The organism is Streptomyces sp. 8K308, from assembly GCF_004348315.1.
Lineage (GTDB): Bacteria > Actinomycetota > Actinomycetes > Streptomycetales > Streptomycetaceae > Streptomyces.
Genome location: NZ_SMKC01000016.1, coordinates 22301 through 45166, shown reverse-complemented (window position 1 = coordinate 45166; position 22866 = coordinate 22301). Strand labels below are relative to the sequence as shown.

General features: G+C 72.8%; 22 protein-coding genes and 1 pseudogene. 19 read left to right on the top strand and 4 right to left on the bottom strand.

The features are described 5' to 3' along the window. Both E1265_RS04640 and E1265_RS04635 read left to right on the top strand, forming a co-directional pair. Positions 1–610 (top strand): annotated as a pseudogene (locus tag E1265_RS04640) (virginiamycin B lyase); the annotation flags it as partial. Further along, on the top strand, positions 607–1239 hold the full coding sequence (locus E1265_RS04635; protein ID WP_132928915.1) for a class I SAM-dependent methyltransferase: 633 nt from the start codon (positions 607–609) through the stop codon (positions 1237–1239). The pseudogene E1265_RS04640 and the gene E1265_RS04635, both read left to right, overlap by 4 nt. 4 nt (positions 1240–1243) lie before the next feature. Here E1265_RS04635 and E1265_RS04630 read toward each other — a convergent pair whose 3' ends face one another. Further along, the gene (locus E1265_RS04630; protein ID WP_132928914.1) at positions 1244–1696 is read right to left on the bottom strand and encodes an Lrp/AsnC family transcriptional regulator; all 453 of its coding nucleotides are present in this window, start codon (positions 1694–1696) and stop codon (positions 1244–1246) included. Positions 1697–1789: 93 nt separating this feature from the next. Between E1265_RS04630 and E1265_RS04625 the strand changes: the two genes are divergently transcribed. Then, positions 1790–2266, top strand: coding sequence for a rhodanese-like domain-containing protein (locus E1265_RS04625; protein ID WP_132928913.1), 477 nt, complete (start codon positions 1790–1792; stop codon positions 2264–2266). Here E1265_RS04625 and E1265_RS04620 read toward each other — a convergent pair. Continuing rightward, positions 2250–3113: a class I SAM-dependent methyltransferase gene (locus E1265_RS04620; protein WP_132928923.1), complete on the bottom strand. Its 864-nt coding sequence runs from the start codon at positions 3111–3113 to the stop codon at positions 2250–2252. The genes E1265_RS04625 and E1265_RS04620 overlap by 17 nt on opposite strands. Before the next feature lie 181 nt (positions 3114–3294). Between E1265_RS04620 and E1265_RS04615 the strand changes: the two genes are divergently transcribed. Both E1265_RS04615 and E1265_RS36820 read left to right on the top strand, forming a co-directional pair. After that, positions 3295–3768: an NUDIX domain-containing protein gene (locus E1265_RS04615; protein WP_132928912.1), complete on the top strand. Its 474-nt coding sequence runs from the start codon at positions 3295–3297 to the stop codon at positions 3766–3768. Positions 3769–4071: 303 nt separating this feature from the next. Then, positions 4072–4899, top strand: coding sequence for a hypothetical protein (locus E1265_RS36820; RefSeq protein WP_165953644.1), 828 nt, complete (start codon positions 4072–4074; stop codon positions 4897–4899). Positions 4900–4930: 31 nt separating this feature from the next. Here the strand turns inward: E1265_RS36820 and E1265_RS04605 are convergent, their stop codons facing one another. Continuing rightward, positions 4931–5701 carry a helix-turn-helix transcriptional regulator gene (locus tag E1265_RS04605; RefSeq protein WP_132928911.1) on the bottom strand — a complete coding sequence of 257 codons (771 nt, stop codon included), beginning with the start codon at positions 5699–5701 and terminating at the stop codon, positions 4931–4933. A gap of 162 nt (positions 5702–5863) precedes the next feature. Here E1265_RS04605 and E1265_RS04600 point away from each other — a divergent pair, with 162 nt between their 5' ends. From E1265_RS04600 to E1265_RS04545, 12 genes are all read left to right on the top strand, one after another. Continuing rightward, positions 5864–6082, top strand: a complete 219-nt coding sequence (locus E1265_RS04600) for a hypothetical protein (protein ID WP_132928922.1) — start codon at positions 5864–5866, stop codon at positions 6080–6082. 261 nt (positions 6083–6343) lie between these two features. Next, positions 6344–7510 carry a right-handed parallel beta-helix repeat-containing protein gene (locus E1265_RS04595; protein ID WP_132928910.1) on the top strand — a complete coding sequence of 389 codons (1167 nt, stop codon included), beginning with the start codon at positions 6344–6346 and terminating at the stop codon, positions 7508–7510. A gap of 177 nt (positions 7511–7687) precedes the next feature. Continuing rightward, positions 7688–8395 carry a GntR family transcriptional regulator gene (locus E1265_RS04590; RefSeq protein ID WP_132928909.1) on the top strand — a complete coding sequence of 236 codons (708 nt, stop codon included), beginning with the start codon at positions 7688–7690 and terminating at the stop codon, positions 8393–8395. Next, the gene (locus E1265_RS04585; protein ID WP_132928908.1) at positions 8395–9303 is read left to right on the top strand and encodes a dihydrodipicolinate synthase family protein; all 909 of its coding nucleotides are present in this window, start codon (positions 8395–8397) and stop codon (positions 9301–9303) included. Before E1265_RS04590 ends, E1265_RS04585 begins: the two co-directional genes overlap by 1 nt. Next, positions 9300–11051, top strand: a complete 1752-nt coding sequence (gene araD / locus E1265_RS04580) for an L-arabinonate dehydratase (protein WP_132928907.1) — start codon at positions 9300–9302, stop codon at positions 11049–11051. The genes E1265_RS04585 and araD overlap by 4 nt, the downstream gene beginning before the upstream one ends. Positions 11052–11096: 45 nt before the next feature. Beyond that, the gene (locus E1265_RS04575) at positions 11097–12029 is read left to right on the top strand and encodes a sugar ABC transporter permease (protein WP_132928906.1); all 933 of its coding nucleotides are present in this window, start codon (positions 11097–11099) and stop codon (positions 12027–12029) included. A 32-nt stretch (positions 12030–12061) separates the two neighbouring features. Then, on the top strand, positions 12062–12934 hold the full coding sequence (locus E1265_RS04570) for a carbohydrate ABC transporter permease (RefSeq protein WP_132928921.1): 873 nt from the start codon (positions 12062–12064) through the stop codon (positions 12932–12934). Positions 12935–12974: 40 nt separating this feature from the next. Then, complete coding sequence (locus tag E1265_RS04565) at positions 12975–14168, top strand: Gfo/Idh/MocA family oxidoreductase (protein WP_132928905.1); 1194 nt, start codon at positions 12975–12977, stop codon at positions 14166–14168. Further along, positions 14165–15679, top strand: coding sequence for a glycoside hydrolase 43 family protein (locus E1265_RS04560; RefSeq protein ID WP_132928904.1), 1515 nt, complete (start codon positions 14165–14167; stop codon positions 15677–15679). Before E1265_RS04565 ends, E1265_RS04560 begins: the two co-directional genes overlap by 4 nt. 111 nt (positions 15680–15790) lie before the next feature. After that, entirely contained in the window at positions 15791–17119 is a 1329-nt protein-coding gene (locus E1265_RS04555; protein ID WP_132928903.1) for a sugar ABC transporter substrate-binding protein, read from the top strand. Beyond that, on the top strand, positions 17116–18453 hold the full coding sequence (locus tag E1265_RS04550; protein WP_132928902.1) for a polysaccharide lyase family 1 protein: 1338 nt from the start codon (positions 17116–17118) through the stop codon (positions 18451–18453). The genes E1265_RS04555 and E1265_RS04550 overlap by 4 nt, the downstream gene beginning before the upstream one ends. Before the next feature lie 11 nt (positions 18454–18464). Beyond that, entirely contained in the window at positions 18465–19598 is a 1134-nt protein-coding gene (locus E1265_RS04545; protein WP_132928901.1) for a serine hydrolase domain-containing protein, read from the top strand. A gap of 81 nt (positions 19599–19679) precedes the next feature. Here E1265_RS04545 and E1265_RS04540 read toward each other — a convergent pair whose 3' ends face one another. Continuing rightward, positions 19680–20501, bottom strand: coding sequence for an NAD(P)-dependent oxidoreductase (locus tag E1265_RS04540; protein ID WP_132928900.1), 822 nt, complete (start codon positions 20499–20501; stop codon positions 19680–19682). Positions 20502–20687: 186 nt separating this feature from the next. On the opposite strand from E1265_RS04540, the gene E1265_RS04535 reads away from it, so the two are divergent. Next, positions 20688–21632 (top strand): 5-dehydro-4-deoxyglucarate dehydratase, encoded by a 945-nt coding sequence (locus E1265_RS04535; protein WP_132928899.1) that lies wholly within the window; start codon positions 20688–20690, stop codon positions 21630–21632. Continuing rightward, the gene (locus E1265_RS04530; protein ID WP_132928898.1) at positions 21632–22828 is read left to right on the top strand and encodes a hypothetical protein; all 1197 of its coding nucleotides are present in this window, start codon (positions 21632–21634) and stop codon (positions 22826–22828) included. Before E1265_RS04535 ends, E1265_RS04530 begins: the two co-directional genes overlap by 1 nt. Positions 22829–22866: the final 38 nt, after the last annotated feature.

Here is a 22866-nt window from a genome sequence, read left to right as displayed (position 1 = left end):
CACCCCGGACGCCGCCCCCTACGGCATCGCGGCCGGCCCCGACGGCGCGCTGTGGTTCACCGAGCTCAACGCCGACCGCGTCGGCCGCGTCACGGCGGACGGCGCGGTGACCGAGTTCCCGCTGCCCGTCACCGGCGCCTACCCCTCGATGATCACGGCGGGCTCGGACGGCGCGCTGTGGTTCACCCTGAACCAGGCCAACGCGATCGGCCGGATCACCGTCGCCGGCGAGGTCACGGCGCACCCGCTGCCGACCGAGGCCGCCGGCCCGGTGGGCATCACGGCGGGCCCCGACGGCGCGCTCTGGTTAGTCGAGATCGCCGCGGGACAGGTCGGCCGCGTCACGGTGGACGGCGCGGTGACGGAGTTCCCGTTGCCCGACCGCGCCTGCCGCCCGCAGGCCATCGCCCCGGGCGCCGACCGCCTCTGGATCACCGAGTGGGGCACCGGCCGACTGGCCGCCGTCACGCCTGACGGTGCCGTCGAGGAGCACGAGCTGCCCGCCCCGCCGGCTCCGGAGCCGCACGGCCTGACCGTGGCCCCGGACGGTACGGTCTACGCGGCGCTTGAGATCGGCGCCATCGCCCGGCTGCGGCAGGAGGACCGGTGAACGACGAGGCGACCCGGCGCAGTTACGACACGGTGGCCGAGGAGTACGCCGCCCGGCTGCACGACGAGCTCGCCGCCAAGCCCCTGGACCGGGCGCTGCTGGCCACGCTGCTTGAGCAGACGGCGGCCGGCGCGGCCGTCGCCGACCTGGGCTGCGGCCCGGGCCATGTGGCGGCCTGGCTCGCCGAGCACGGCGCGAAGGCGGTCGGGATCGACCTGTCAGCCGGCATGGTGGCGGTGGCCGGGGCCCGCTATCCGCAGGTCGAGTTCCGCCAGGGCGACCTGCGGGGACTGCCGGCGGCCGACGGAGAGTTCGGGGCCGTGGTCGCCCTCTACTCGATCATCCACCTGGCCTCGGAGGACCTCCCACGAGCCCTGGCCGAGATCCGGCGGGTGCTGCGCCCCTCCTCCGGACTGCTGCTCCTCTCCTTCCACGTCGGCGACGAGATCCGGCACCTGGACGAGTGGTGGGGCCACGAGGTGGACGTGGACTTCCACTTCCTCGACCCGGACCGGATCACCTCGCTGGTCGAGGCGGCCGGTCTCACCGTGGAGGCCCGTCTCGAACGTGCCCCGTACCCGCACGAGGCGGAGACCCGACGGGCCTACCTCTTCGCTCGTCGCCTGTGACCGGTCAGGCCCTGACCGTGATCGCGCGGCGGGGGAGCGGGCTCGAATAGACGACGCTGGTGGTGACGGAGCCGAGCCCGGCGATGCGGCCCATCGTCGCCTCCAGGTCGCGCATGGAACGGGCGACGACCTTGAGCACGAAGCAGTCCTCGCCGGTCACGTGGTGGGCCTCCAGGATCTCGGGCGTGACCGCGACCAGATCGTGGAAGGGCTTGTAGTTGGGCGTCGGATAGCGGAGGCGGACGAGGGCCAGGATGCCGTACCCGAGCCGCTCCGGGTCCACCACGGCCGAGTATCCCTGGATCACTCCGCTCTCCTCCAGGCGCCGCACCCGCTCGGTCACGGCGCTGGCGGACATGGACACGGTCCGGGCCAACTCGGCGTAGCTGGCCCGGCCGTCGCGCTGGAGGGCCTCCAGGATGCGCATATCGGTCTCGTCGAAAGAATCATCGGTCACAGACGATTCCTACCACGGAATCCCCGGGATGTGCCGCAGAATCCCGGGGATTGACTGTTCCGCCGTCTGGCTGCGGCTCGTAGCGTCCTTCCCATGACCACTCAGACCCCAGCGAGCCCCGCGCTGCGCACGCCGCCGGCGGCCCCCGCCGAAGCCGCGGCCTTCTTCGCCGCCCGCCTCGCCTTCCAGGCCGACGTCTCCGACGTCCACGCCTCGCTCGACTCGGGCGCACCCGGCTTCGTCCTCCTCGACTCGCGTGGCGACGCCGGCTGGCGGCAGGGCCACGTGCCGGGCGCGATCCACCTGCCCACCGCCGACATCCCGGCCAGGGCCGGGAGCCTGCTCGACCCGGCGGTCCCGGTCGTCACCTACTGCTGGGGCCCCGGCTGCGACGGCGCCACCCGCGCGGCGCTCGCGCTCGCCCAACTCGGCTACCGCGTCAAGGAGATGATCGGCGGCATCGAGTACTGGATCCGCGAGGGCTTCCCGGTCGAGACCGTGGCCGGCACTGAGCGGCGCGCCGCGGATCCGTTGACCGTCCCGGTCGGCTCCGTCAGCTGCGCCTGCTGACGCCCGCGTCGGCGTCCCGCCACCAGACGAAGACCTCGGTGCTCGGCTGGCGTTCGGAGAACCGCCCCGAGGGCGAGGCCTCGCTCAGGAGTCGGCGCAGGTCGGCCTCGAAGCCGTCTCGGCCCGTGCCGAACAGGTGCGGAGCCGAGAACGACATCGAGAAGACCGCGGCGACGACGTCGTCGACCGTGCGCTCCAGCGCCTGACCGCCGGGCACGACATGGCGATCGGGCCCCGAGAACCCCGCCCGCCGGAAGACCTCGGCCTCCCCGCCGGGCGTTCCGTTCGTCAGCACCCCGCGCCCGGCACGCCTGACCGGACCCAGGTACCGCCTGACCAGCGCGTCGATCGCCGGATAGGGCGCGACCGGGTGGGGGAGTCCGTCGGCCGAGCGGGTCTCCGTCTTGAGGTCCGAGACGTGCGCCAGCGCCCCGCCGGGCCCGAGCATGTCCCGGACGGTGGCCGCCACCGGGTCGCGGTCCATCCAGTGGAAGGACTGGGCGAAGGTCGCGACGGTGAAGGTGCCGAGCCCGGCGGGCAGTTCCTCGGCCCGGGCCCGCACCCACCGCGCCTTCCCGGCCACCCCCGCCTCAGCGGCGCCGCGCTCGGCCTCGGCGATCATCCCGCCGTCCGGATCCACTCCGACGACCTCGGCGAACAGGTGCGCCAGGCTCAGGGCGACGGTGCCTGGCCCGCACCCCACGTCGATGAGCCGCCCTCGCCCGTCAAGACCCAGGGCGTCCGCGAGCGCGTCGGCCAGGCCGGGCGCGTAAGGCAGCCTCCCCTGGCGGTAGTAGGCGGCCGAGCCCGCGAACAACGTCTCGTCCCACTCCCAGCCGGCCACCATGCCGCCACCGTCCTCACGTAGATCATCCGCCTGACCGGCGGCCGATGATCCCACGCCCGCTCGCCCGGCGCAGCCTCCCCGGTATCGCCGCCACCTCGGCCTCGTCCTGGACGGTGCGGGCCGTGAACGGCTGAGCCGGCTGGGTCGACTGAGCCGTGTTCGGGCGGGGCACGATGACCGCGTGCTGATTCCCAGAGCGGTCGCGGTGGTCGTCGACGGTCGGCGAGCGTTGGTCATCAAGCGTTTCCTCAGGCGGGAGTCGTCCGAGTCCTGCGCGATGTGCGCGAACCCGGGCCGGGCGGGAGCGGTGTGTCCTGGACACCACTACGCGGTCCTTCCGGGCGGGCACGTCGAGGAGGGGGAGAGCGCCGAGACGGCGGCCCTGCGCGAACTGCGTGAGGAGACCACGCTCGCGGCGAGGATCGATCGGCTGCTGTGGACGGGTCGGCACAACGGCCGGCCGGCCTCGTACTTCCTGATGACGGACGTCACCGGCGCGCCGGTCCTGTCCGGACCCGAGGCCGAGGCGCACGGCCCGAACGACAGCTACGAACTCAGGTGGGCCGCCGCCGACGAGTTCGAGCCCCTGAACCTTCATCCGGCCGACATCCGCGAACCTCTCGCCGCACTGCTGCGACGCCGCCGGTCGGGTTAGGGCGCTCCGGCGGGCCACGCCGCCGAGCTTCGGAACGGAAAGAGACCTGCTGGTACGGCGCGAGATCTCGCCGTTCACCCGCCGGTTGCTTCGAGACCCCTCCCGAACCCCCGGCTGTAGCCTCCCCCGGTTCACAGGAGCCCCCGACGGGCTCGGAGCGACATCAGGCAGGCGGTGACGGCCGTGGGCGGATTCAGCGGCAGGGGGCGACGAGCGTACGCCGGGGCGGTGCTGGTGGCCGGGCTCGCGGTCACGGTGGGATGTGATCCGGGGTACGAGGGGGAGCTACGGCGGAGTGCGTCGGTGATCGAGGCGCTGGAGGAGGTGCGGTACGCCGGCGATCCGCCCCCGTTCGTCACGGTGGTGGATCCGGAGCAGGCCGACGAACTGCTGGCCGTGGACGAGCGCCGCTTCTGGATGGTCGCCAACCTCAACACGCCGCTGCTGGCCGCTTCGTCCCGGTCGGAGCTCCGCTTCGGGATCGATCGCGCCGACGTCGAGACCGCGGTGACCGTCATGGCCGGTGACGAGGACGGCATGCGCGAGTACGGCGTCTGGACCGGCGACTTCGACGCGACGGCGATCACCGCCGAGCTCGCGGCCGATGGCTTCACCGAGCACCAGGCGGACGGCGGCGCGCTCTGGGCGAACGCGTCGGGCGACGAGTTCCTGCGGGTGTCGGACGAGGAACTCGTCTGGGGCGGGCAGGGCTTCGACCCGGCCATGCTGACGGAGGGCCGGCCGCTGAGCGAGGAGCCGCGCTACCGCGAGCTGAGCGCGTGCGTCGATGGCGCCTACCGGGTGGACTTCACCCACCGCGACTCGGACGAGGAGGGGGTGACGGCCTACGCCGTGGGACAGGTCGCGGAGTTCACCGACGACGCCTCGGATGTGGCGACCTCCGAGGTGCTGTGCCTGGGGACGCGCGACGCGGCGGAGGCCGAGCGGGCCACCGACGCGCTGGAGCAGACGGTGGCGGACAACGAGGACCGTTACGGCGGCAGCGAGGTCACCCTGCTGGAGGGCGAGCCGAGCGTGGTCCGGGTGACCGTTCCGCACCTCCACGAGGGACAGGAACCGGGCTGGCTGATCCGGGAGGACGCGGGCCTGATCACCCGAGGTCTCGGCTAGGGCGCCGTGCGCGGGTCGCAGCCGCCATCGGTCAGGGCAGGGACGCGGCGCCTTCGGCCGGCGGGTCGACCGGTCGTCCTTCGCGCCACAACTCGTCGGCGTGCGAGGCGAAGCGGTCGAACATCCCGTCGTCCTGGAGGCGGCGCAGGTGCAGCATGGGGGAGTCGTGACCGACCAGCCTGGCCAGGTGTGGCGTGACCAGCATCTGGTCGTCGAACCGGAAGACGGAGAGCGAGACGTGTGACTCCGCGTCGCTGAACCGTGCCTCGACCCGCTCGGTGCCGCCGAGCCGGGCCAGGTGTTCCAGGGTGATCCGGATCCGGGTGGAGACCGTCAGCGCCGTGGCCTCGACGGCCTCGCGCCGCCGCGTCACCTCGGAGTCCGGATCCCCGAGGAGGAACCGGACGGTGGCTCCGGCACGCGCCTTCTTCCGCAGTGCGGTGGCCAGGTTGGGGTGATCGAGCCAGAGGAAGTAGTTGGTGTACCCGGCGAAGGTCAACTGCTCCCGGGCATCCGTGATCAGGCTCCGCCAGACGGAGGAGGGGCAGACCGAGCGGTACGGGTACACCGCGACGACCTCACGGTCCGCCCCCGTCTTGACGACCGCCCTGGCGGCGGCGGGCCACAACACGTGCTCCTCAACTCCCAGCACCTCGGCTACGGTCACGCGGGTCCGAGGGCGCGGCACGCGCCCCTCGTACAACCACCTGTCCACGGTACGGTCCTCGACCCCACACGCCAGGGCCAGTTGATGTGCCGTTCGTCCGGACTCCGAGATCGCGCGCCGCAGCAGCTCGTTCATGGTCAGCCTCCCTGCCATTGGCGACACTGCAAGAGGCTATGTGGCAATGGCGATTATGGCGCCGTCTCGCCGGTGTCGCTGCCCGAAATGGTGAACCACTCTCGGTGATCGGTCGACTACGACGGTTGCGGGAGGTCTTCGGTGCGGGACGAGTCGGACGCCATGTACGTGCCCGAGGTGGGGGAGCCCGCCTGGGATGCCAGGACGGGGCGTGGTGGCATCGTGATGGGCCGGGTCGGCCCGTGCGTGCAGCTCCGGCCGGTCGGAGGCGGCCGGGAGTGGGACGTGCGGCCTGATGACCTGCGGTCGATCGGACTCGCCGAGTTGTTGCGCGCGCCGGTTCGGGAGGCGAACCGCCGCAGTCGCGGCGAGGCGCTGTAGCCCGCTCATGCCAGCGCGAGCGATCCCGCTTTACCGCTTATTGACGCGCCCTTGGCCCGTTGCCATACTCGCGGTTCAGCAAGCGCTTTCCCGGCCGGTGTGCCGTATCGCGCGCCGGTCTCGCCAGCCAATTCCGTGGCGCCGCTCGATCTCCCTGGGTTCTTCTCGCTCCCCGGTCGAGGACAGGCCGGGTCGTGAATCGATTCAGGTTTTTGACGAGGTGGCGCGCGGTGCCTCCATCCCCCACCTCAGGAGTGAACGATGGGACGCAGAGCCGCAACCCCCATCAGGAAGCGCAAGGTCACCCTTCTCCTCTCGGCCGTCGTGGCCCTCGTCACGGCCGGCGCCACGATGAGCGGTCCGGCGGTCGCCGACGAGATCGGCGCCGCGGCCTGCGGCGACGGCTCGTACCAGGCCCAGGCCGTGCGGAACGGGAACACCTGGACGGCGCCCGGCTATACCGGCACCGACATGCTCTCCGCGATGCGGGCCGCCGTGAACAGCCTGACGCCCGGCCGGACCTCCAAGCAGCGCGTGGTGGTGCGCGGTTCCGGTTCGGTGCCGGCCAACCAGTCGCTCGACCTGCCCAGTTACACCGTCCTCGACGTCTGCGGGACGATCAACTACACCGGCAGCATGGCCGCCAACCAGGCGCCCATCCGCACCCAGAACACCACCGACGTCGAGGTCCAGAACGTCTCCATCACCGGCGCGCCGTACTTCGGCATCTTCGTGCGCAACGGCACCAACATCACGCTGGGCCAGATCAACATGCAACTCTCCGGCGGCCTCGGCATCCGGATCGACAACCACGCCAACCGCAACGTCCGCACCCGCAACGTGCGGATCGACAACGTCTTCGTCTCCGGCGCCGGCAGCCACGCGGTGGAGACCTACGGGGTCGACGGGATCACCATCGGCACGGTCACGGCCCGCAACGTCGGCGAGTCGGGGCTGCTGCTCAACGACACGATCAACGCCAACATCACCCGGGTCGACGCCGAGAACGCCGGCACCGGCACCGGCTACGCGGCCTTCCGGATGGCCAACCGCAACGGTCGGATCGGCAGCAGCTACCCGGTGAACATCCGGGTCGGCGAGGTGATCGCCCGGGGCGGCGGTCGCGGCATCTTCTGCGTCTCGGAGAGCGGCGGCGCGGTCATCGACCGGGTGACGATCTCCAACACCGGGAACAACGCCATCCTGATCGAGAACTGCTACGGCGTGAACATCGCCGCCCAGGGCGGCACGATCAGCGGCGGCGGCGGGGTGCGGATCGCGGCCCGCAGCGAGTTCCCGAACACCAGCGACATCACGCTGCAGAACCTCACGCTCACCAACAACTCGCTGACCGAGAACCCCTGCGGCGTCCGGATCACCTACCGCAACCTCACGCTGAACAACAGCAGCCGCAACACCTGCAGTTGAGCAGGTGGCCCGGCTCCGTCCCGGCGGCGCGGCGGAGCGTCGCCGCCGGGACGGCAAGCGATTTCTGTCAGAACCGTTGACGTGGCCGCGGACCGGACCTACGTTCGTCCGCGGCACACGTCATACGCCGTATGCCATACATGAGACCTCATATACGAGATACGAGATACCAGTCGCGTGAACGCTCCGCTGTCCGGCGCCGCGCCGGTCCCGATACCGTCCCGCACCCAGTTCGTCCTCGAGCACCTGACCAGGGCGATCCTGACCGGTGTCCTCGAACCCGGCTCGCCGCTGGTCGAGAACGAACTCGCCGCGCGGTTCGGGGTCTCCAAGACGCCGGTCAGGGAGGCGCTGAAGACGCTGGCCGGGCGCGGGCTCGTGGTGATGAGCGAGTACCGGGGCGCCTCGGTGCGGACCGTGGACGCCGTCATGGCCCGCTCGGTCTACGACGTCCGGCTGCTGCTCGAGCCCGAGGCGCTCAGCCGCACCGTGGCCTCCGGCGCCGACCTGGCGGTGGCGCACGCCGCGCTCGACCGCGCGGACGCCTCGGCCGACACGGCGGAGCGTTCCCTGGCCAACCGGGACTTCCACCGGGCGCTCTACGTGCCCTGCGGCAACCCGCTGCTGGTCAGGATGCTGGACGACCTGCGCGACCAGGCGGCGCTCGTCTCCTCCTTCGCCTGGCAGACGCGGCCCACCTGGGACCGGGAGGCCGACGAGCACCGGGCGATCCTGGCCCGAGCCGAGGAGGGCGACGCGCCGGGCGCCGCCGAGCTGCTGCGCGAACACATCGTGGCCTTCGTCCGCCGCGCCTTCCCCGGGGAGGCGCCGGCGGCGGACGGCCGACCGCAGGAACCTGAGCACGACCGACAGGAAGAGGCGTGATGTACGACTTCGCGGCGCAGCGGGCCGCACTCGCGGATGTGGTGGCCATCACCGTCAGCCCCTTCGACGCCGAGGGCCGGTTCGACGGGGACGTCTACCGGACCCTCGTGCGCCGTCTGGTGGACGGCGGGGTGCGCACCCTCACCGCCAACGGCAACACCAGCGAGTTCTACTCCCTGACGCTCGAGGAGCGGCGCGTCGAGACGGAGCTGACGGTCGCCGAGGCCGGCTCCGCGGCGCAGGTCGTCGTCGGCGTCGGCCACGACGCGGTGACGGCCGCGGCGGCGGCCCGGCACGCGGCCGAGTCCGGCGCCTCGATGGTGATGGTGCACCAGCCGGTGCACCCGTACGTCTCGCAGGACGGCTGGGTCGAGTACCACCGGATCATCGCCGAGGCGGTGCCCGAGCTCGGCGTCGTCCCCTACATCCGCAACCCGGCGATCGAGGGCGCCTCGCTGGCGCGGCTCGGCGAGGCGTGCCCGAACGTCATCGGCGTGAAGTACGCGGTGCCCGACCCGGTGCGGTTCTCGACGGTCGCACGGGACGCCGGCCTCGACCGCTTCGTGTGGGTCGCCGGCCTCGCCGAGCTGTACGCGCCGTCGTACTTCGCGTGCGGCGCGACCGGCTTCACCTCCGGCCTGGTCGGGGTCGCGCCGGCGGTCTCCCTCGAGATGCTGCGCGCGCTGCGCGCCGGAGACTACCCGGCGGCGATGAAGGTGTGGGATCGCATCCGCGCCTTCGAGGAGCTGCGCGCGGCCCGCCAGTCGGCGAACAACGTGACGGTCGTCAAGGAGGCCCTGGCGGCGCTCGGCCTGTGCCGGCGCGACATTCGCCCGCCGAGCGCGGTCCTGCCGGAGGCGGAACGGGCGGCGGTCGCGGCGATAGTCGAGGGGTGGGAGGTCGCGTGACCACCGACGACGACGCGCCGCGCGGCCGGCGACCGGAGGAACTGCGCAGCCACCAGTGGTTCGGAACGGAAGGGCTTCGGACGTTCAGCCACCGGGCGCGGACCCGGCAGCTCGGGTACCTGCCGGAGGAGCACCTCGGCAAGCCGGTGATCGCGATCCTCAACACCTGGTCGGATATCAACCCCTGCCACCAGCACCTGCGGGAGCGCGCGCAGGCCGTGAAGCGCGGGGTGTGGCAGGCCGGCGGCTATCCGCTGGAGTTCCCGGTGGCGACGCTGTCGGAGACGTTCCAGAAGCCGACGCCGATGCTCTACCGCAACCTCCTGGCCATGGAGACCGAGGAGCTGCTGCGCTCCTACCCCGTGGACGGCGTCGTGCTGATGGGCGGCTGCGACAAGACGACGCCCGCGCTGATGATGGGCGCGGCGAGCGCTGACCTGCCGACCGTGTTCGTGCCGGCCGGGCCGATGCTGCGCGGCCACTGGCGTCGCGAGACGCTCGGCTCGGGCACGGACATGTGGAAGTACTGGGACGAGAAGCGCGCCGGCCGCATCGGTGACCGCGAGATGGCGGAGCTGGAGAACGGGCTCGCCCGCTCGCCCGGCACCTGCATGACCATGGGCACCGCCTCCACCATGACCTCGGCCGTCGAGGCGCTCGGCCTGACCATCCCGGGCGCGGCCGCCATCCCGGCCGTGGACTCCGGGCACGAGCGGATGGCGGCGGGGGCCGGGCTGCGGATCGTGGAGCTGGTGAACGAGGGCGCCACCCTCTCCCGCTTCCTGACCCGCGAGGCCTACGAGGACGCCATCACCACCGTGCTGTCGCTCGGCGGCTCGACCAACGCCGTGATCCACCTGATCGCGATGGCCGGCCGCTCCCAGGTGCCCATCGACCTCGACGACTTCGACCGCATCGCGCGCAAGGTGCCGGTGCTCGCCGACGTCCGTCCCGGCGGCCGGTTCCTGATGGAGGACTTCTACTACGCGGGCGGCCTGCCGGGGCTGCTGGCCAGGCTCGGCGAGGCCGGTCTGCTGCACCTTGACCGGCCCACGATCACGCACGCCACCATGCGCGAGCAGCTGGCGGGCGCGCTGGTCCACGACGACGAGGTGATCCGCCCGCTGGACAACCCGGCGGCCGAGCAGGGCGGCCTGGCCGTGCTGCGCGGCAACCTGGCCCCCGACGGCGCCGTGATCAAGCACATCTCGGCCGAGCCGCAGCTGCTCCGGCACACCGGCCCCGCCGTCGTCTTCGACGACTACCGCACGATGCAGCGCACCATCAACGACCCCGAGCTGAACATCACCAGGGACCACGTGCTGGTGCTGCGCGGCTCGGGCCCGCTCGGCGGCCCCGGCATGCCCGAGTACGGCATGCTGCCGATCCCCGACTACCTGCTGAAGGAGGGCGTCACCGACATGGTGCGGCTCTCCGACGCCCGGATGAGCGGCACCAGCTACGGCGCGTGCGTGCTGCACATCGCGCCCGAGTCGCACGTCGGCGGCCCGCTCGCGCTGGTGCGGAACGGCGACCTGATCACGCTGGACGTCGAGGCCCGGGTGCTGCGCCTCGAGGTGGACGACGAGGAGCTGGCCCGCCGCCGCGCCGAGTGGACCCCGCCGCCTCAGCGCTACGGCCGCGGCTACGGGGCCATCTACCAGGAGCACATCACCCAGGCCGACACCGGCTGCGACTTCACGTTCCTGTCCCGACCCGGGGAGGTGCCCGAGCCCTACGCCGGCTGAAGGCCGGGGAAGGCCACGACAGCTAGAAGGCTTCGAGAGGTATCGATGGCAATCGCGCACCAAGAACGGCCGGTAAGGCCCAAGCGCCGCCGCCGCACCGGAAGCACGTCTCGCTCTCTGCCCTACCTGCTGATCGCTCCCGCCGGGCTGCTGATGCTGGGCTTCATCGCCTACCCGATGCTCAGCGTCCTGTACTACAGCCTGCGGGACTACAACGTCACCAAGCCCTGGCGCAACGGATTCGCCGGCCTCGACAACTTCCGGGAGATCTTCACCGACGACCCGTTCTTCTGGGACACCCTGGCGTTCAGCGCCCGTTGGGTGTTCGTCGAGGTCGGCCTCCAGCTGGTCTTCGGCCTGGTGCTGGCCCTGCTGATCAACCAGACCTTCGTCGGGCGCGGCCTGGCCCGCGCCCTGGTCTTCTCGCCGTGGGCCGTCTCCGGCGTGCTGACCAGCACCATCTGGCTGCTGATCTACAACCCCTCAACGGGCATCAGCCGCTACCTGGCCGACGCCGGCATCGGCGAGTACGGGACCTCCGTGCTCGCCGACACCGGCACCGTGTTCTGGGGCGCCGTGGTCGCCGAACTCTGGCGCGGCGTACCGTTCTTCGCCATCCTGATCCTCGCCGACCTGCAGTCCGTCTCCAAGGACCTCTACGAGGCCGCGAGCGTCGACGGCGCCGGCCGGCTGCGCCGCTTCTGGCACATCACCCTGCCGCACCTGCGGGACGCCATCGTGCTGTCCACGCTGCTGCGCGCGGTCTGGGAGTTCAACAACGTCGACCTGCTCTACACCCTGACCAACGGCGGACCGGCCGGACAGACCACCACCCTCCCGCTCTACGTCGCCCAGACCGGCATCGACGGCAACGAGTTCGGCTACGCCGCCGCGCTGACCACGGTCGCCTTCGTGATCCTGCTGTTCTGCTCGATCCTCTACCTGCGCCTGAGCAAGTTCGGAGGTGACGACAAGTGACCACCGTCAGCCTCGGCCGCGACACGCCGACCGTGACCGAAGAGCCGCCGCCCGGACCGCCCGCCGGGCGTCCACCCGTGTCACGCCGCCGCCCCCACGACCAGCCGCCGCGCTGGCAGGTCTTCCTGCCGCTCGGCCTCTACCTGCTCTTCACCCTGATCCCGTTCTACTGGATGCTGCTGTTCGCGCTCCGCGAGCCCGGATCCGACTCGCTGGTGCCCTGGCCCGTCACCACCGAGCACTTCGAGAAGGTGTGGAACGAGCGCAGCTTCGACACCTACTTCGCCAACAGCGTCCAGGTGGGCGTCGCCACCATGCTGATGACGATGCTGGTGGCGCTCTCCGGCGGCTACGCGCTGGCCCGGTTCAGGTTCCGGCTGCGGATGCCGTTCATGCTGGCGCTGCTGTGCTCGCAGTTCATCCCCGGCGCGCTGATGCTGGTGCCGCTCTTCGAGGTGTTCCGCGAGCTCTCGCTGCTCAACTCGCTGTGGAGCGTGATCCTCGCCGAGACCGTCTTCCAACTCCCGCTGTCGATGATCCTCATCAGCGGCTTCATCAGGAACGTGCCGCCCTCCCTTGAGGAGGCCGCCTGGGTGGACGGCTGCTCCCGGCTGCGGGGCTTCCTCGCCATCGTGCTGCCGCTGCTGCGGCCGGGACTCGTGGCGGTCGGCTCCTTCGCCTTCGTCCACAGCTGGAACCACTTCCTGTTCGCCCTCATGTTCCTCAACTCGCAGGACCGCCAGACCATCCCGGTCGGCCTCAACACGCTGATCGGCTCCGACAGCGTGGACCTCGGCGCGCTCGCCGCCGGGGGCGTGGTGGCGGCCGTGCCCGTCGTCATCGTCTTCGCCTTCATCCAGCGCTGGCTGATCACCGGCTTCAGCGCCGGGGCGGTGAAGGGGTGACCGACTCCGAGACACCCAGAAAGAGAGTGCGCACCGCACGATGAACGACAGCATCCTGACCGACGGAGAACTGGCCGAACCGCTGCCCCTGGTGCTCGCCGGCGCCCGGGGCCACGGACGGTGGCACCTGCGCAACATCTCCCGACTCGCCGAGCGCGGCGTGGTGCGGCTCGCCGGGATCTGCGAGCTCGCGCCGCTCGAGCCGGCCGAGTTCGACCTGCCCGGGCTCGACCCGGCGAGGGTCGAGCAGTCCGCCGACCTGGGGGAGCTCCTCGCCGGCACAGGCGCCCGGGTCGCCGTGGTCTGCACCCCGATCCAGACGCACGAGGAACTCGGCCTGCTGGCCGCCAGGCACGGCGTCCACCTGCTGCTCGAGAAGCCGCCCACGCCCTCGATGGCGGCCTTCGAGCAGCTGGCGGCCGGCGTCGCCAAGGCCGGCACCGCCTGCCAGATCGGCTTCCAGTCCCTCGGCTCGCACGCCGTCGAGGCCATCCGCGGCCTGGTCGCGGACGGCGCCATCGGCGCGGTGCGCGGGTTCGGCGCCGCCGGCGCCTGGGTGCGCGACGAGGCGTACTGGCGCCGCGCGCCCTGGGGCGGGCACCGCACCCTGGACGGCCGGGACGTCGTCGACGGCGTGCTCACCAACGCGTTGGCGCACGCCACCGCCACCGCGCTGCGCATCGAGGGATCCGACCGGGTCGAGGACATCGCCGGCGTCGACCTCGAGCTGTACCGCGTCAACGACATCGCCGCCGACGACACCTCGGCCGCCCGCATCCGCACCACCGCGGGCGGCCTGATCGTGACCACCGTGACGCTGTGCGCCGAACGCCCGGGCGAGCCCTATGTCGTGGTGCACGGCGAGCGCGGTCGGATCACCTTCTGGTACAAGGCCGACGAGGTGCGGATCGAGCGCGACGGGCACGAGCCGGAGACCGTCCGGCACGGCCGCACCGACCTGTTGGAGAACCTCGTCGCCCATCTGCGGGACGGCGAACCGCTGTTGGTGCCGCTGGAGCGCACCGGCGCCTTCACCCGCCTGGTGGAGGCGGTGCGCACCGCGCCGGAACCGGTCGAGCTGCCGGCCGACGCCTGGCGCGGCGAGCCGGGCGAGAACGGCCCGCGCCGCCTCATCCCCGGCATCGACGAACTCACCGCGCGCGGCGCCGCCGAACTGGCCGGCTACGCCGAACTCGGCGCGCCGTGGGCCGGCAAGGGCTGGGGGAGCGCGTGACGGACCCCCACGGCGGCGGCACCTACCGCAACCCGGTGCTCGCGGCCGACTGGTCGGACCCCGACGTCATCCGGGTCGGCGAGGACTTCTACCTCACCGCCTCCAGCTTCGGCCGGGTGCCTGGGCTGCCGCTGCTCCACTCCCGCGACCTGGTCAACTGGCGGTTCGTCGGGCACGCGCTGCGCCGCCTGGAGCCGGCCGAGAGGTTCACGGTGCCGCGGCCCGACGGGGGCGTGTGGGCGCCGGCGATCCGGCACCACGCCGGCCGGTTCTGGATCTTCTGGGGCGACCCCGACCTCGGCATCCAGCAGGTCAACGCGCCCGCGATCCGCGGGCCCTGGACGGAGCCGCGGCTGGTGAAGGAGGGCAGGGGCCTGATCGACCCCTGCCCGCTGTGGGACGAGGACGGCGCCGCCTACCTGGTGCACGGCTGGGCCAGATCGCGCTCCGGCGTCAAGAACCGGCTGACCTGCCATCGGATGAGCCCGGACGGCGCGCGGGTGCTCGACGAGGGCCGGGTGGTCGTGGACGGCGACGCGCTGCCCGGCTGGTTCACGCTGGAGGGCCCCAAGTTCTACCGCCGCGACGGCTGGTACTGGATCCTCGCGCCGGCCGGCTCGGTGGAGACCGGCTGGCAGGGCGCCTTCCGCTCCCGCTCGGTCTTCGGCCCCTACGAGGAGCGGGTGGTGCTGGCCCAGGGCGAGTCCGACGTCAACGGCCCCCACCAGGGGGCCTGGGTGACCACGGCCGCCGGCGCCGACTGGTTCCTGCACTTCCAGCAGCGCGGCGCGTTCGGCCGGGTGGTGCACCTCCAGCCGATGCGCTGGGACGCGGACGGCTGGCCGGTGATCGGCGCCTACGGCCAGCCGGTGTCCGGCGGGCCGCTGCCGGTCGGCGGCTTCCCCACCCAACGGCCCGCCACTGACGACGACTTCCCCGAGGGGAGCTTCGGCCCGCAGTGGTCGTGGCTGGCCAACCCGGCCCCCGGCTGGGCGCGTTCCCACCGGGGCGCGGGGCTGCGGCTCGCCTGCCCGCCCACCGCCGACGCGCACGACCTGCGGCTGCTGCCGAACGTGCTGGCGCAGCGGCTGCCGGTCGGCCCGCGCCGGGTCACCGTCGAGTTGACGCTCGACACCGGGGCCCCGGGCGCCAGGGCCGGCCTCGCGGTGCTCGGCGACGCGTACTCCTGGATCGGCCTGGAACGCGGCGGCGACGGCGAGGTCCGGCTCGTCCACCGCTTCGCCGAACGGGTCGCGGAGCGCGAGCGGGACGCCGCGACGCCCAGGCCGGCGCCCGAGGGACGCGCCCTGCTGCGGGTGGACGTGTTGGCCGACGGCCGCTGCCGGTTCGCCGCGCGCCCCGGCGACGCGGCGGCGCCGGCCCCGTCGGGCTTCGACTTCGCCGCCGTGGGCTGGGGGTGGACGGGCGCCCAACTCGGCCTGTTCGCCGCCGCCCTCGACGGCGCCGAGGACGCGGCAACGGCCACCTTCACGCGGTTCCGCGTGACCTGAGACCACGACACACATCCCCACCTCACCCACACCGAACGAGAGAGCACAGCGCAGCGCACATCAGAGGGGCACAGCACAGCGACCACCTTCCCCGACCCACGGAGCCGCACGATGAGCACACACCTGACCCGCGGCGTAGCCGCAGCTCTCACCGCGCTCGTGTTGGCCGCCACGGCCACCGCCTGTGGTGACTCAGGACAGTCGGCCGGCGCGGAGGGCGACGGCACCGGCGAGATCGTGTTCTGGGACAACAACGGCGGCGTTCGCACCGACGTGTGGAACGAGATCATCGACGCCTTCGAGGAGGCCAACCCCGACATCCAGGTCGAGTACGTGGGTGTGCCGATCGGCGAGGTCCAGTCCAAGTACGACGCGGCGATCCAGGGCGGCGAGGGGCTGCCGGACGTCGGCGGCGTCTCCACGTCCTACCTCGCCAACCTCGTCGCCCAGGAGGCCCTGGAGCCGGTCGGGGACCGGGTCGCCGAGAGCGGCCTGACGGAGAGCCTGATGCCGGCGATGGTGGAGAGCGTTCGGGCCACCACCGGCGAGGGTGAGGAGATGTACTCGGTGCCCACCTCCGCCAACCAGGGTGTCCTGTGGTACCGCACCGACCTGTTCGAGGCGGCCGGACTCGAACCCCCCACCACCTGGGACGCGTTCTACACCGCCGCCGAGGAGCTGACGGACCGGGGCTCGGGCGAGTTCGGCTTCACCATCCGCGGCGGCGAGGGATCGGTCGCCCAGGCGCTCGACATGATGTACGCGCAGTCCGGCATCGACTCCTTCTGGGACGGCGCGGAGACCACCGTCAACGACCCGGCGAACGTCGAGGAGTTGGAGCGCTACGTTGGCCTGTACAACACGGTCACCCCGGAGGCCGACCTGAGCAACGACTTCACCAACATGGTCGCCACCTTCACCGGCGGCACGGTCGGCATGCTCCAGCACAACCTCGGCTCCTACCCCGACCACGTGGCCGCCTTCGGCGCCGACCGGGTGGCTGGCGTGCCGATGCCGGCGGACACCGCGGACGGCTCGCACACCTTCGTCTCCAACCCGGTCGACGGCCTGGGGCTCTTCCGGGCCAGCGAGAACAAGGAGGCCGCCTGGCGGTTCATCGAGTTCGCCGCCTCGCAAGAGATGAACAGCCTCTGGAACGAGTCGGCCGGCCAGATCCCCGCCAACACCGAGGCGCTGGCCGACCCATGGCTCGCCGAGGCCCCGCCCACCGCGGCCGCCGTCGAGGCCCTGAGCGACGAGGCCACTACCATCGTCCAGCTGCCCTACTACCTGCCGGACTGGAACAACATCACCAAGGCAGACACCGAGCCCAACTTCCAGCGGCTGCTGCTGGGCGAGATCACCGCCCAGGAGTTCGCCGACGACCTCGCCCAGCGGCTCAACGAGGCCCAGGCCGAGTGGGAGGAGTACCGGGGATGACCACCGTCACCACCATCGTCAGACGCGTCGCCGTGCTGGGCTGCGCGCTCGGCTGCGCCGTCTTCGGCCTCGGCCCGCTGCCGGCCGCCGCCTCCGGCGCGCCGGCGTCGGACGCGGCCCGCGCCGCGCTGCGGGACGGCGACGGCTGGGGCTCGGCCGAGGGTCCCGTCACCGGGGGCGCGGCCGCCGACGCCGAGCACGACTACACCGTCACCACCAGGGCGGAGCTGGCCGCCGCCCTCGCCGACGACCCGGGGGTGCCGCGGATCATCCGGGTCCGCGGCACCATCGACGCCAACACCGATGCCGAGGGCGCCCCGCTCGACTGCGCGGACTACGCCACGGACGGCTACAGCCTGGACGCCTACCTGGCCGCCTACCACCCCGACACCTGGGGCGACGCCGATCCCTCCGGACCGCTCGAGGAGGCCCGCGCCGCCTCCGAGGCCCGCCAGCGGGCCCGCGTCGTGCTGTCCGTCCCCTCGGACACCACCATCATCGGCGAGGGGCGCGGCGCCCGGCTGCTCGGCGCCACCCTCGACGTCCGGCGCCGGGAGAACGTCATCGTGCGCAACCTCACCCTCGAGGACACCTTCGACTGCTTCCTGCGGTGGGACCCGACCGACGGCGACCTCGGCGCGTGGAACTCGGAGTACGACAGCCTGGTGCTGTACGGCTCGCGGCGCGTCTGGGTGAACCACAACACCTTCACCGACGGCCGCCGCCCGGACGCCGACCAGCCGAGCTACTTCGGCCGCCCCTTCCAGCAGCACGACGGCCAGCTGGACGTGGTGCGCGGCTCCGACCTGGTGACGGTCAGCTGGAACGTGTTCACCGAGCACGACAAGACGCTGCTGATCGGCAACGGCGACGGCGCGGGCGCCGACGACCGGGGCAGGCTGCGGGTCACCCTGCACCACAACCTGTTCCACAACGTCAACTCCCGCACGCCGCGCGTCAGGTTCGGCCAGGTCGACGCCTACAACAACCACTTCAGGCACGACCCGGGCGCCGCGTACAGCTACTACTGGGGGATCGGCCTCGAGTCGGCGCTGGTCGCCGAGTACAACGCCGTCACGCTGCCCGGGGAGATCACCCCGGCCGAGGTCATCCGGCGCTGGAACCCCGGCACCGCGATGACCGAGCATGGCAACCGGGTCAACGGCCGTCCCGTCGACCTGTTGGCCGCCCATAACGCCGCCAACCCGGACGCCCCGATCGGCGCGGGCGCCGGCTGGACACCGACGCTGCGCACCCGGGTCGACCACCCGCTGGCGGTCCCGGCGCTCGTGGGCGTCCGGGCGGGGGCCGGGCGGCTACCCAACACCATGTGAGGGGAAGCGAGATGACGATCGAAACCGCCGAGGAGATCGCCGGGGCGACGGCCGTCCGGGGCACGGTCGCCGCCGGATACGAGCCGGTGCGCGAGGAGTTCGCGGCGCTGCTGGCCGCGGAGCCCGGGCTCGCCGCCCAGGTGGCCGCGCGGGTCGACGGCCGGCAGGTGGTCGACCTGTGGGGCGGCCCCGGCCTGGCGGGGGACTCGCTGCTCGGCGTCTTCTCCTCCACCAAGGGGATCGCCTTCCTCGCGGTCGCGCTGCTCGTCCAAGACGGCGCGCTCGACCTGGACCGCGAGGTCCGGGCCTACTGGCCGGAGTTCGCGGCCGCGGGCAAGGCAGGCGTCACCGTGCGGGAACTGCTCGGCCACCGGGCCGGCCTGATCGGCGTCGACGACGGCTTCTCGCCGGCCGAGCTGGCCGACGACGCGGCCATCGCCGAGCGTCTCGCCGCGCAGCGGCCCTACTGGCGGCCGGGCGCCGCCTTCGGCTACCACTCGCTGACCGTCGGCGCGCTCGCCGGCGAACTGGTGCGGCGGGTCTCGGGCGCCGGCCTGCGGGACCACTACCGGAGCCGGTTGGTCGAGCCGCACGGCGTCGACTTCCACCTCGGTGTGCCGGACGGCGAACTGGCGCGCGTGGTGGACGTTTTGCCGCCGCGGCCGCCGGCCGAGCCGGCGGAGCCCATCGAGCCGGAGAGCATCGCGGGCATCGCCTACAACCTCCAGCACCCCACGCAGATCGAGCTCGCGGCGCTGCCCAACCACCCCGAGTTCAGGGCCGGCGGCCCCGCCTCGGTGGGCGGCTTCGGCTCGGCCCGTGGCCTGGCCGCGCTCTACGCCGCCGCGCTCGAGCTGTTGACGCCGGAGACGGCGGCCGAGTGCGCGCAGCCGTACTCGGTCGGCCGCGACCTGGTGCTCGACATGGAGCGCGCGTACGGGCTCGGCTTCATGGTGGCGGTGCCGTACCTCGGCGCGCGCGCCTTCGGCCACGACGGCGCCGGCGGCTCGATGGCCTTCGCCGATCCCGCGGCGGGCCTGGCCTTCGGCTACACCCGCCGCCGCGTCCCCACCCCCGGCGGCGCCGGCCAGGACGCGGCCCGCCTGGCCACATCGGTCCGCACCTGCGCACGCCGCCTCCGCTGAGCCCAGCGGTGCGTCGCCACGCCACGCCGCGACCGACCGGCCGCGCCGGCCCTGACCGCGCCTCCGGCGCGGTCAGGCGCCTCAGTGGGGCCAGATGGGGGGCTCGGTCACGAAGTGGCCGCCCAGGCGCGCCTGTTCGGGGCGGGTGAGGTCGAGTTCGCCGTGCTCGGCGAGCAGCTTCTCGGCGAACCGCTCGGAGTCGTCGCGCGGTTCGTAGCCGATGGCCCTGGCCGTCGAGAGGTCCCACACCGAGCGGGTGTTGGCCGAAGAACCGTAGACCACGGTGTGGCCCACGCCGGGGGCGCTCAGCGCCGCGTCGAAGAGGCGCGCGCCGTCGGCCGGACTGAGCCAGACCGAGAGCATCCGGACCGAGGTCGGCTCGGGGAAGCAGGAGCCGATGCGGACCGAGACCGTCTCGAGGCCGTGCCTGTCCCAGTAGAGCTGGGCCAGGTCCTCGCCGAAGCACTTGGAGAGCCCGTAGAAGGTGTCGGGCCGGCGCGGGGTGTCGACCGGCACCGGCGGTTCGCCGGGCGCCGGCCAGGGGGTGAAGCCGACGGCGTGGTTGCTCGAGGCGAACACCACCCGCCGCACGCCCTCCTCGCGGGCCGCCTCGTAAAGGTTGTACGTGCCCTCGATGTTGGCCCGGAGGATCTTGTCGAAGGTCGACTCGAGGGAGATGCCGGCGAGATGGAGCACCGCGTCGACGCCGCGCACCGCCTCCCGCAGGGCCTCCCGGTCGCCGAGGTCGGCGACGATCGCGTCGGGGGCACCGGGCACCGGCACCAGGTCGAGGCTCCGCAGCCGGTAACCGAACCGCGGCAGCAGCTCACGCATCAGCGTGCCGACGCCCCCCGCGGCGCCGGTGAGGAGAACGGTGCGTTCAGCGTGCTCGGCCGCGACCATCGTCAGCTCCGTCCCGATTGTTATCGTTCATATATGGGGACAACCTAGGGGGTGGCTCCGCCCTCGTCAACGACATCTTGACCTGCTCATTGCCGCTCATCTAGCCTGTTCGTTCAGCTATGTGGACACCCGTCACAAACGTGCACCGGCGGGAAGGCTCGCGCAGAGACTCGCAGGGAGAATCGCATGACGGATGCCGGGCTGGCGGCCCGCCTCGACGGGCTGCTCTTCTTCCCCGTGACCCCCTTCGACGCGGCGGGAGCGCTCAACCTCGACGCCTACCGCGCGCACCTGCGCGCCGGTCTCGACGCCGGCCCCGGCGCCGTGTTCGCCGCCTGCGGCACGGGGGAGTTCCACGCGCTCACCCCCGATGAGTACCAGCGCTGCGTCGCCACCGCCGTCGAAGTCGCCGCGGGCGCCGTCCCGGTGATCGCCGGGGTGGGTTACGGCACCGCCATCGCCGCCGACTTCGCCCGCCGCGCGGAGGCCGCCGGCGCCGACGGCCTGCTGGTCCTGCCGCCCTACCTGGTGAAGGCCGGCCAGCGCGGCCTGTCGCGCCACTACACCGAGCTCGCCGCCGCCACCCGCCTCCCGCTCGTCGTCTACCAGCGGGACAACGCCGTCCTCACCCCGGAGACCGTCGCCCGGCTCGCCGGCGATCCGCGGATCATCGGCCTCAAGGACGGCATCGGCGACCTCGACCTGCTCCAGCGCGTCATCTCAGCCGTCCGCACCGCCCACCCCGAACGTCCCGATTTCCGCTACTTCAACGGCCTGCCGACCGCCGAACTCACCGGCCCCGCCTACCGTGGGCTCGGCGTCACCCTCTACTCGTCGGCCGTCTTCTGCTTCGTCCCCGAGATCGCCCTCGCCTTCCACGCCGCGCTCGGCCGGGATGACCACACCACCGTCCGCCGCCTGCTCGACGGCTTCTACCGCCCGCTGGTCGAGCTGCGCGACCGGGGCAGCGGCTACGCCGTCTCGCTCGTGAAGGCCGGCGTCCGGCTGCGCGGACTCGACGTCGGCGAGGTGCGCGCCCCGCTCGCCGAGCCGGAGCCGGCGCACGTCGCCGAGCTCGCCGCCCTGATAGACACCGGACTGAAGCTGATCGACGACGAGGTGACCCCCTGATGCGCGCCGGAGCCTTCCTCTACCCCTGGGACGTCGCGGCCGACCCGCGGGCCGCCGACCGGATCGCCGAAATCGGCGTCGCCCAGGTCACGCTCGCCTCGGCCTACCACTCCACCCGCGCCCTGACCCCGCGCCACCCCGGCCACCGGATCGTGACGGCCCGGCACTCCGCCGTCTACTACCCCCCGGACGAGGCCCGGTGGGCCGGCCGGCGGCTGCGCCCGCACCGCCAGGACTGGGTGCCCTTCGAGGACGCCTTCGGCGAGGCGGCCGAGCGGCTCGCGGCGGCCGGCGTCGAAACGCACAGCTGGGTGATCCTGGCCCACAACGGCCGGCTCGGCGCCGAACACCCCGGGTCCACCGTGGTCAGCGCGCACGGCGACCGCTACCCGTGGGCGCTCTGCGTCGCTCGGCCCGAGGTCCGCGAGTACGCCGCCACCCTGGCCGCCGAGGCCGCCGTGCGCCCCGGCGCCGCCGGCACCGAGCTGGAGTCCTGCGGCTGGTACGGGCTCGACCACCTGCACGCCCACGACAAGATCGGCGGCGCCGCGCTCGGCCCGGTCGGCGGCCAGCTGATGTCGCTCTGCTTCTGCGGGGTCTGCCGCGACGGCTACGCCGAGCACGGCGCCGACCCCATGGAGCTGCGGCAGGCCGTGGCGCGCGCCCTGGTGCCTTTCTGGACCGGTCGGGACCGCCCCGAGCCGCCGGCCAGGGACGCCGAGTGGGCGGCCGTCGTCGAGCTGATCGGCGAGGAGCTGGCGGCCGCGGCCGCCAGCTGGCGCACCACGGTCGCCCGCGCCTTCCAGCGCGAGACCGTCGCCGCCGTGCGGGCCGCGGCGCCCGCCGGCTTCCGGGTGTTGCTGCACGCCGAGCCCGACTGGTACCGGCTGGGGGCCAACGTGGGCGTCGACCCGGCCGACGTGCTCGCGCACGCCGACGGCGTCGTGGTGCCGGCCACCGGCGACGACGCGGCGCGGTCGGCGACGCTCGGGCCCTTCGTCCCGCACCTTGGTCCCGACGCTACGCTGGCCGCGAACTTCCAGGTGGTCGCCGGCATGGGCGGACGGCCCCAGGCGCTGGCCGGCGACGCGGCGCACGCCGCCGCGCTCGGCGCCACCGAGCTGCGGCTTTACCACGCGGGCCTGGCCAGCGACGACGACCTGGCGGCGGTCAGGGAGGCGCTGACCAAGCTCTGACGACCGCGGGGCGCCCGCTGGGCGGCGATTCGGTAACG

What these genes read in the sequence shown, in the direction of transcription:
- E1265_RS04625 (WP_132928913.1), top strand. Translation starts at nt 1,790, where the DNA reads ATGACCACTCAGACCCCAGCGAGCCCCGCGCTGCGCACGCCGCCGGCG.
- E1265_RS04620 (WP_132928923.1), bottom strand. Translation starts at nt 3,113, where the DNA reads ATGGTGGCCGGCTGGGAGTGGGACGAGACGTTGTTCGCGGGCTCGGCC.
- E1265_RS04605 (WP_132928911.1), bottom strand. Translation starts at nt 5,701, where the DNA reads ATGAACGAGCTGCTGCGGCGCGCGATCTCGGAGTCCGGACGAACGGCA.
- E1265_RS04600 (WP_132928922.1), top strand. Translation starts at nt 5,864, where the DNA reads ATGTACGTGCCCGAGGTGGGGGAGCCCGCCTGGGATGCCAGGACGGGG.
- E1265_RS04595 (WP_132928910.1), top strand. Translation starts at nt 6,344, where the DNA reads ATGGGACGCAGAGCCGCAACCCCCATCAGGAAGCGCAAGGTCACCCTT.
- E1265_RS04585 (WP_132928908.1), top strand. Translation starts at nt 8,395, where the DNA reads ATGTACGACTTCGCGGCGCAGCGGGCCGCACTCGCGGATGTGGTGGCC.
- E1265_RS04575 (WP_132928906.1), top strand. Translation starts at nt 11,097, where the DNA reads ATGGCAATCGCGCACCAAGAACGGCCGGTAAGGCCCAAGCGCCGCCGC.
- E1265_RS04565 (WP_132928905.1), top strand. Translation starts at nt 12,975, where the DNA reads ATGAACGACAGCATCCTGACCGACGGAGAACTGGCCGAACCGCTGCCC.
- E1265_RS04555 (WP_132928903.1), top strand. Translation starts at nt 15,791, where the DNA reads ATGAGCACACACCTGACCCGCGGCGTAGCCGCAGCTCTCACCGCGCTC.
- E1265_RS04550 (WP_132928902.1), top strand. Translation starts at nt 17,116, where the DNA reads ATGACCACCGTCACCACCATCGTCAGACGCGTCGCCGTGCTGGGCTGC.
- E1265_RS04545 (WP_132928901.1), top strand. Translation starts at nt 18,465, where the DNA reads ATGACGATCGAAACCGCCGAGGAGATCGCCGGGGCGACGGCCGTCCGG.
- E1265_RS04540 (WP_132928900.1), bottom strand. Translation starts at nt 20,501, where the DNA reads ATGGTCGCGGCCGAGCACGCTGAACGCACCGTTCTCCTCACCGGCGCC.
- E1265_RS04535 (WP_132928899.1), top strand. Translation starts at nt 20,688, where the DNA reads ATGACGGATGCCGGGCTGGCGGCCCGCCTCGACGGGCTGCTCTTCTTC.
- E1265_RS04530 (WP_132928898.1), top strand. Translation starts at nt 21,632, where the DNA reads ATGCGCGCCGGAGCCTTCCTCTACCCCTGGGACGTCGCGGCCGACCCG.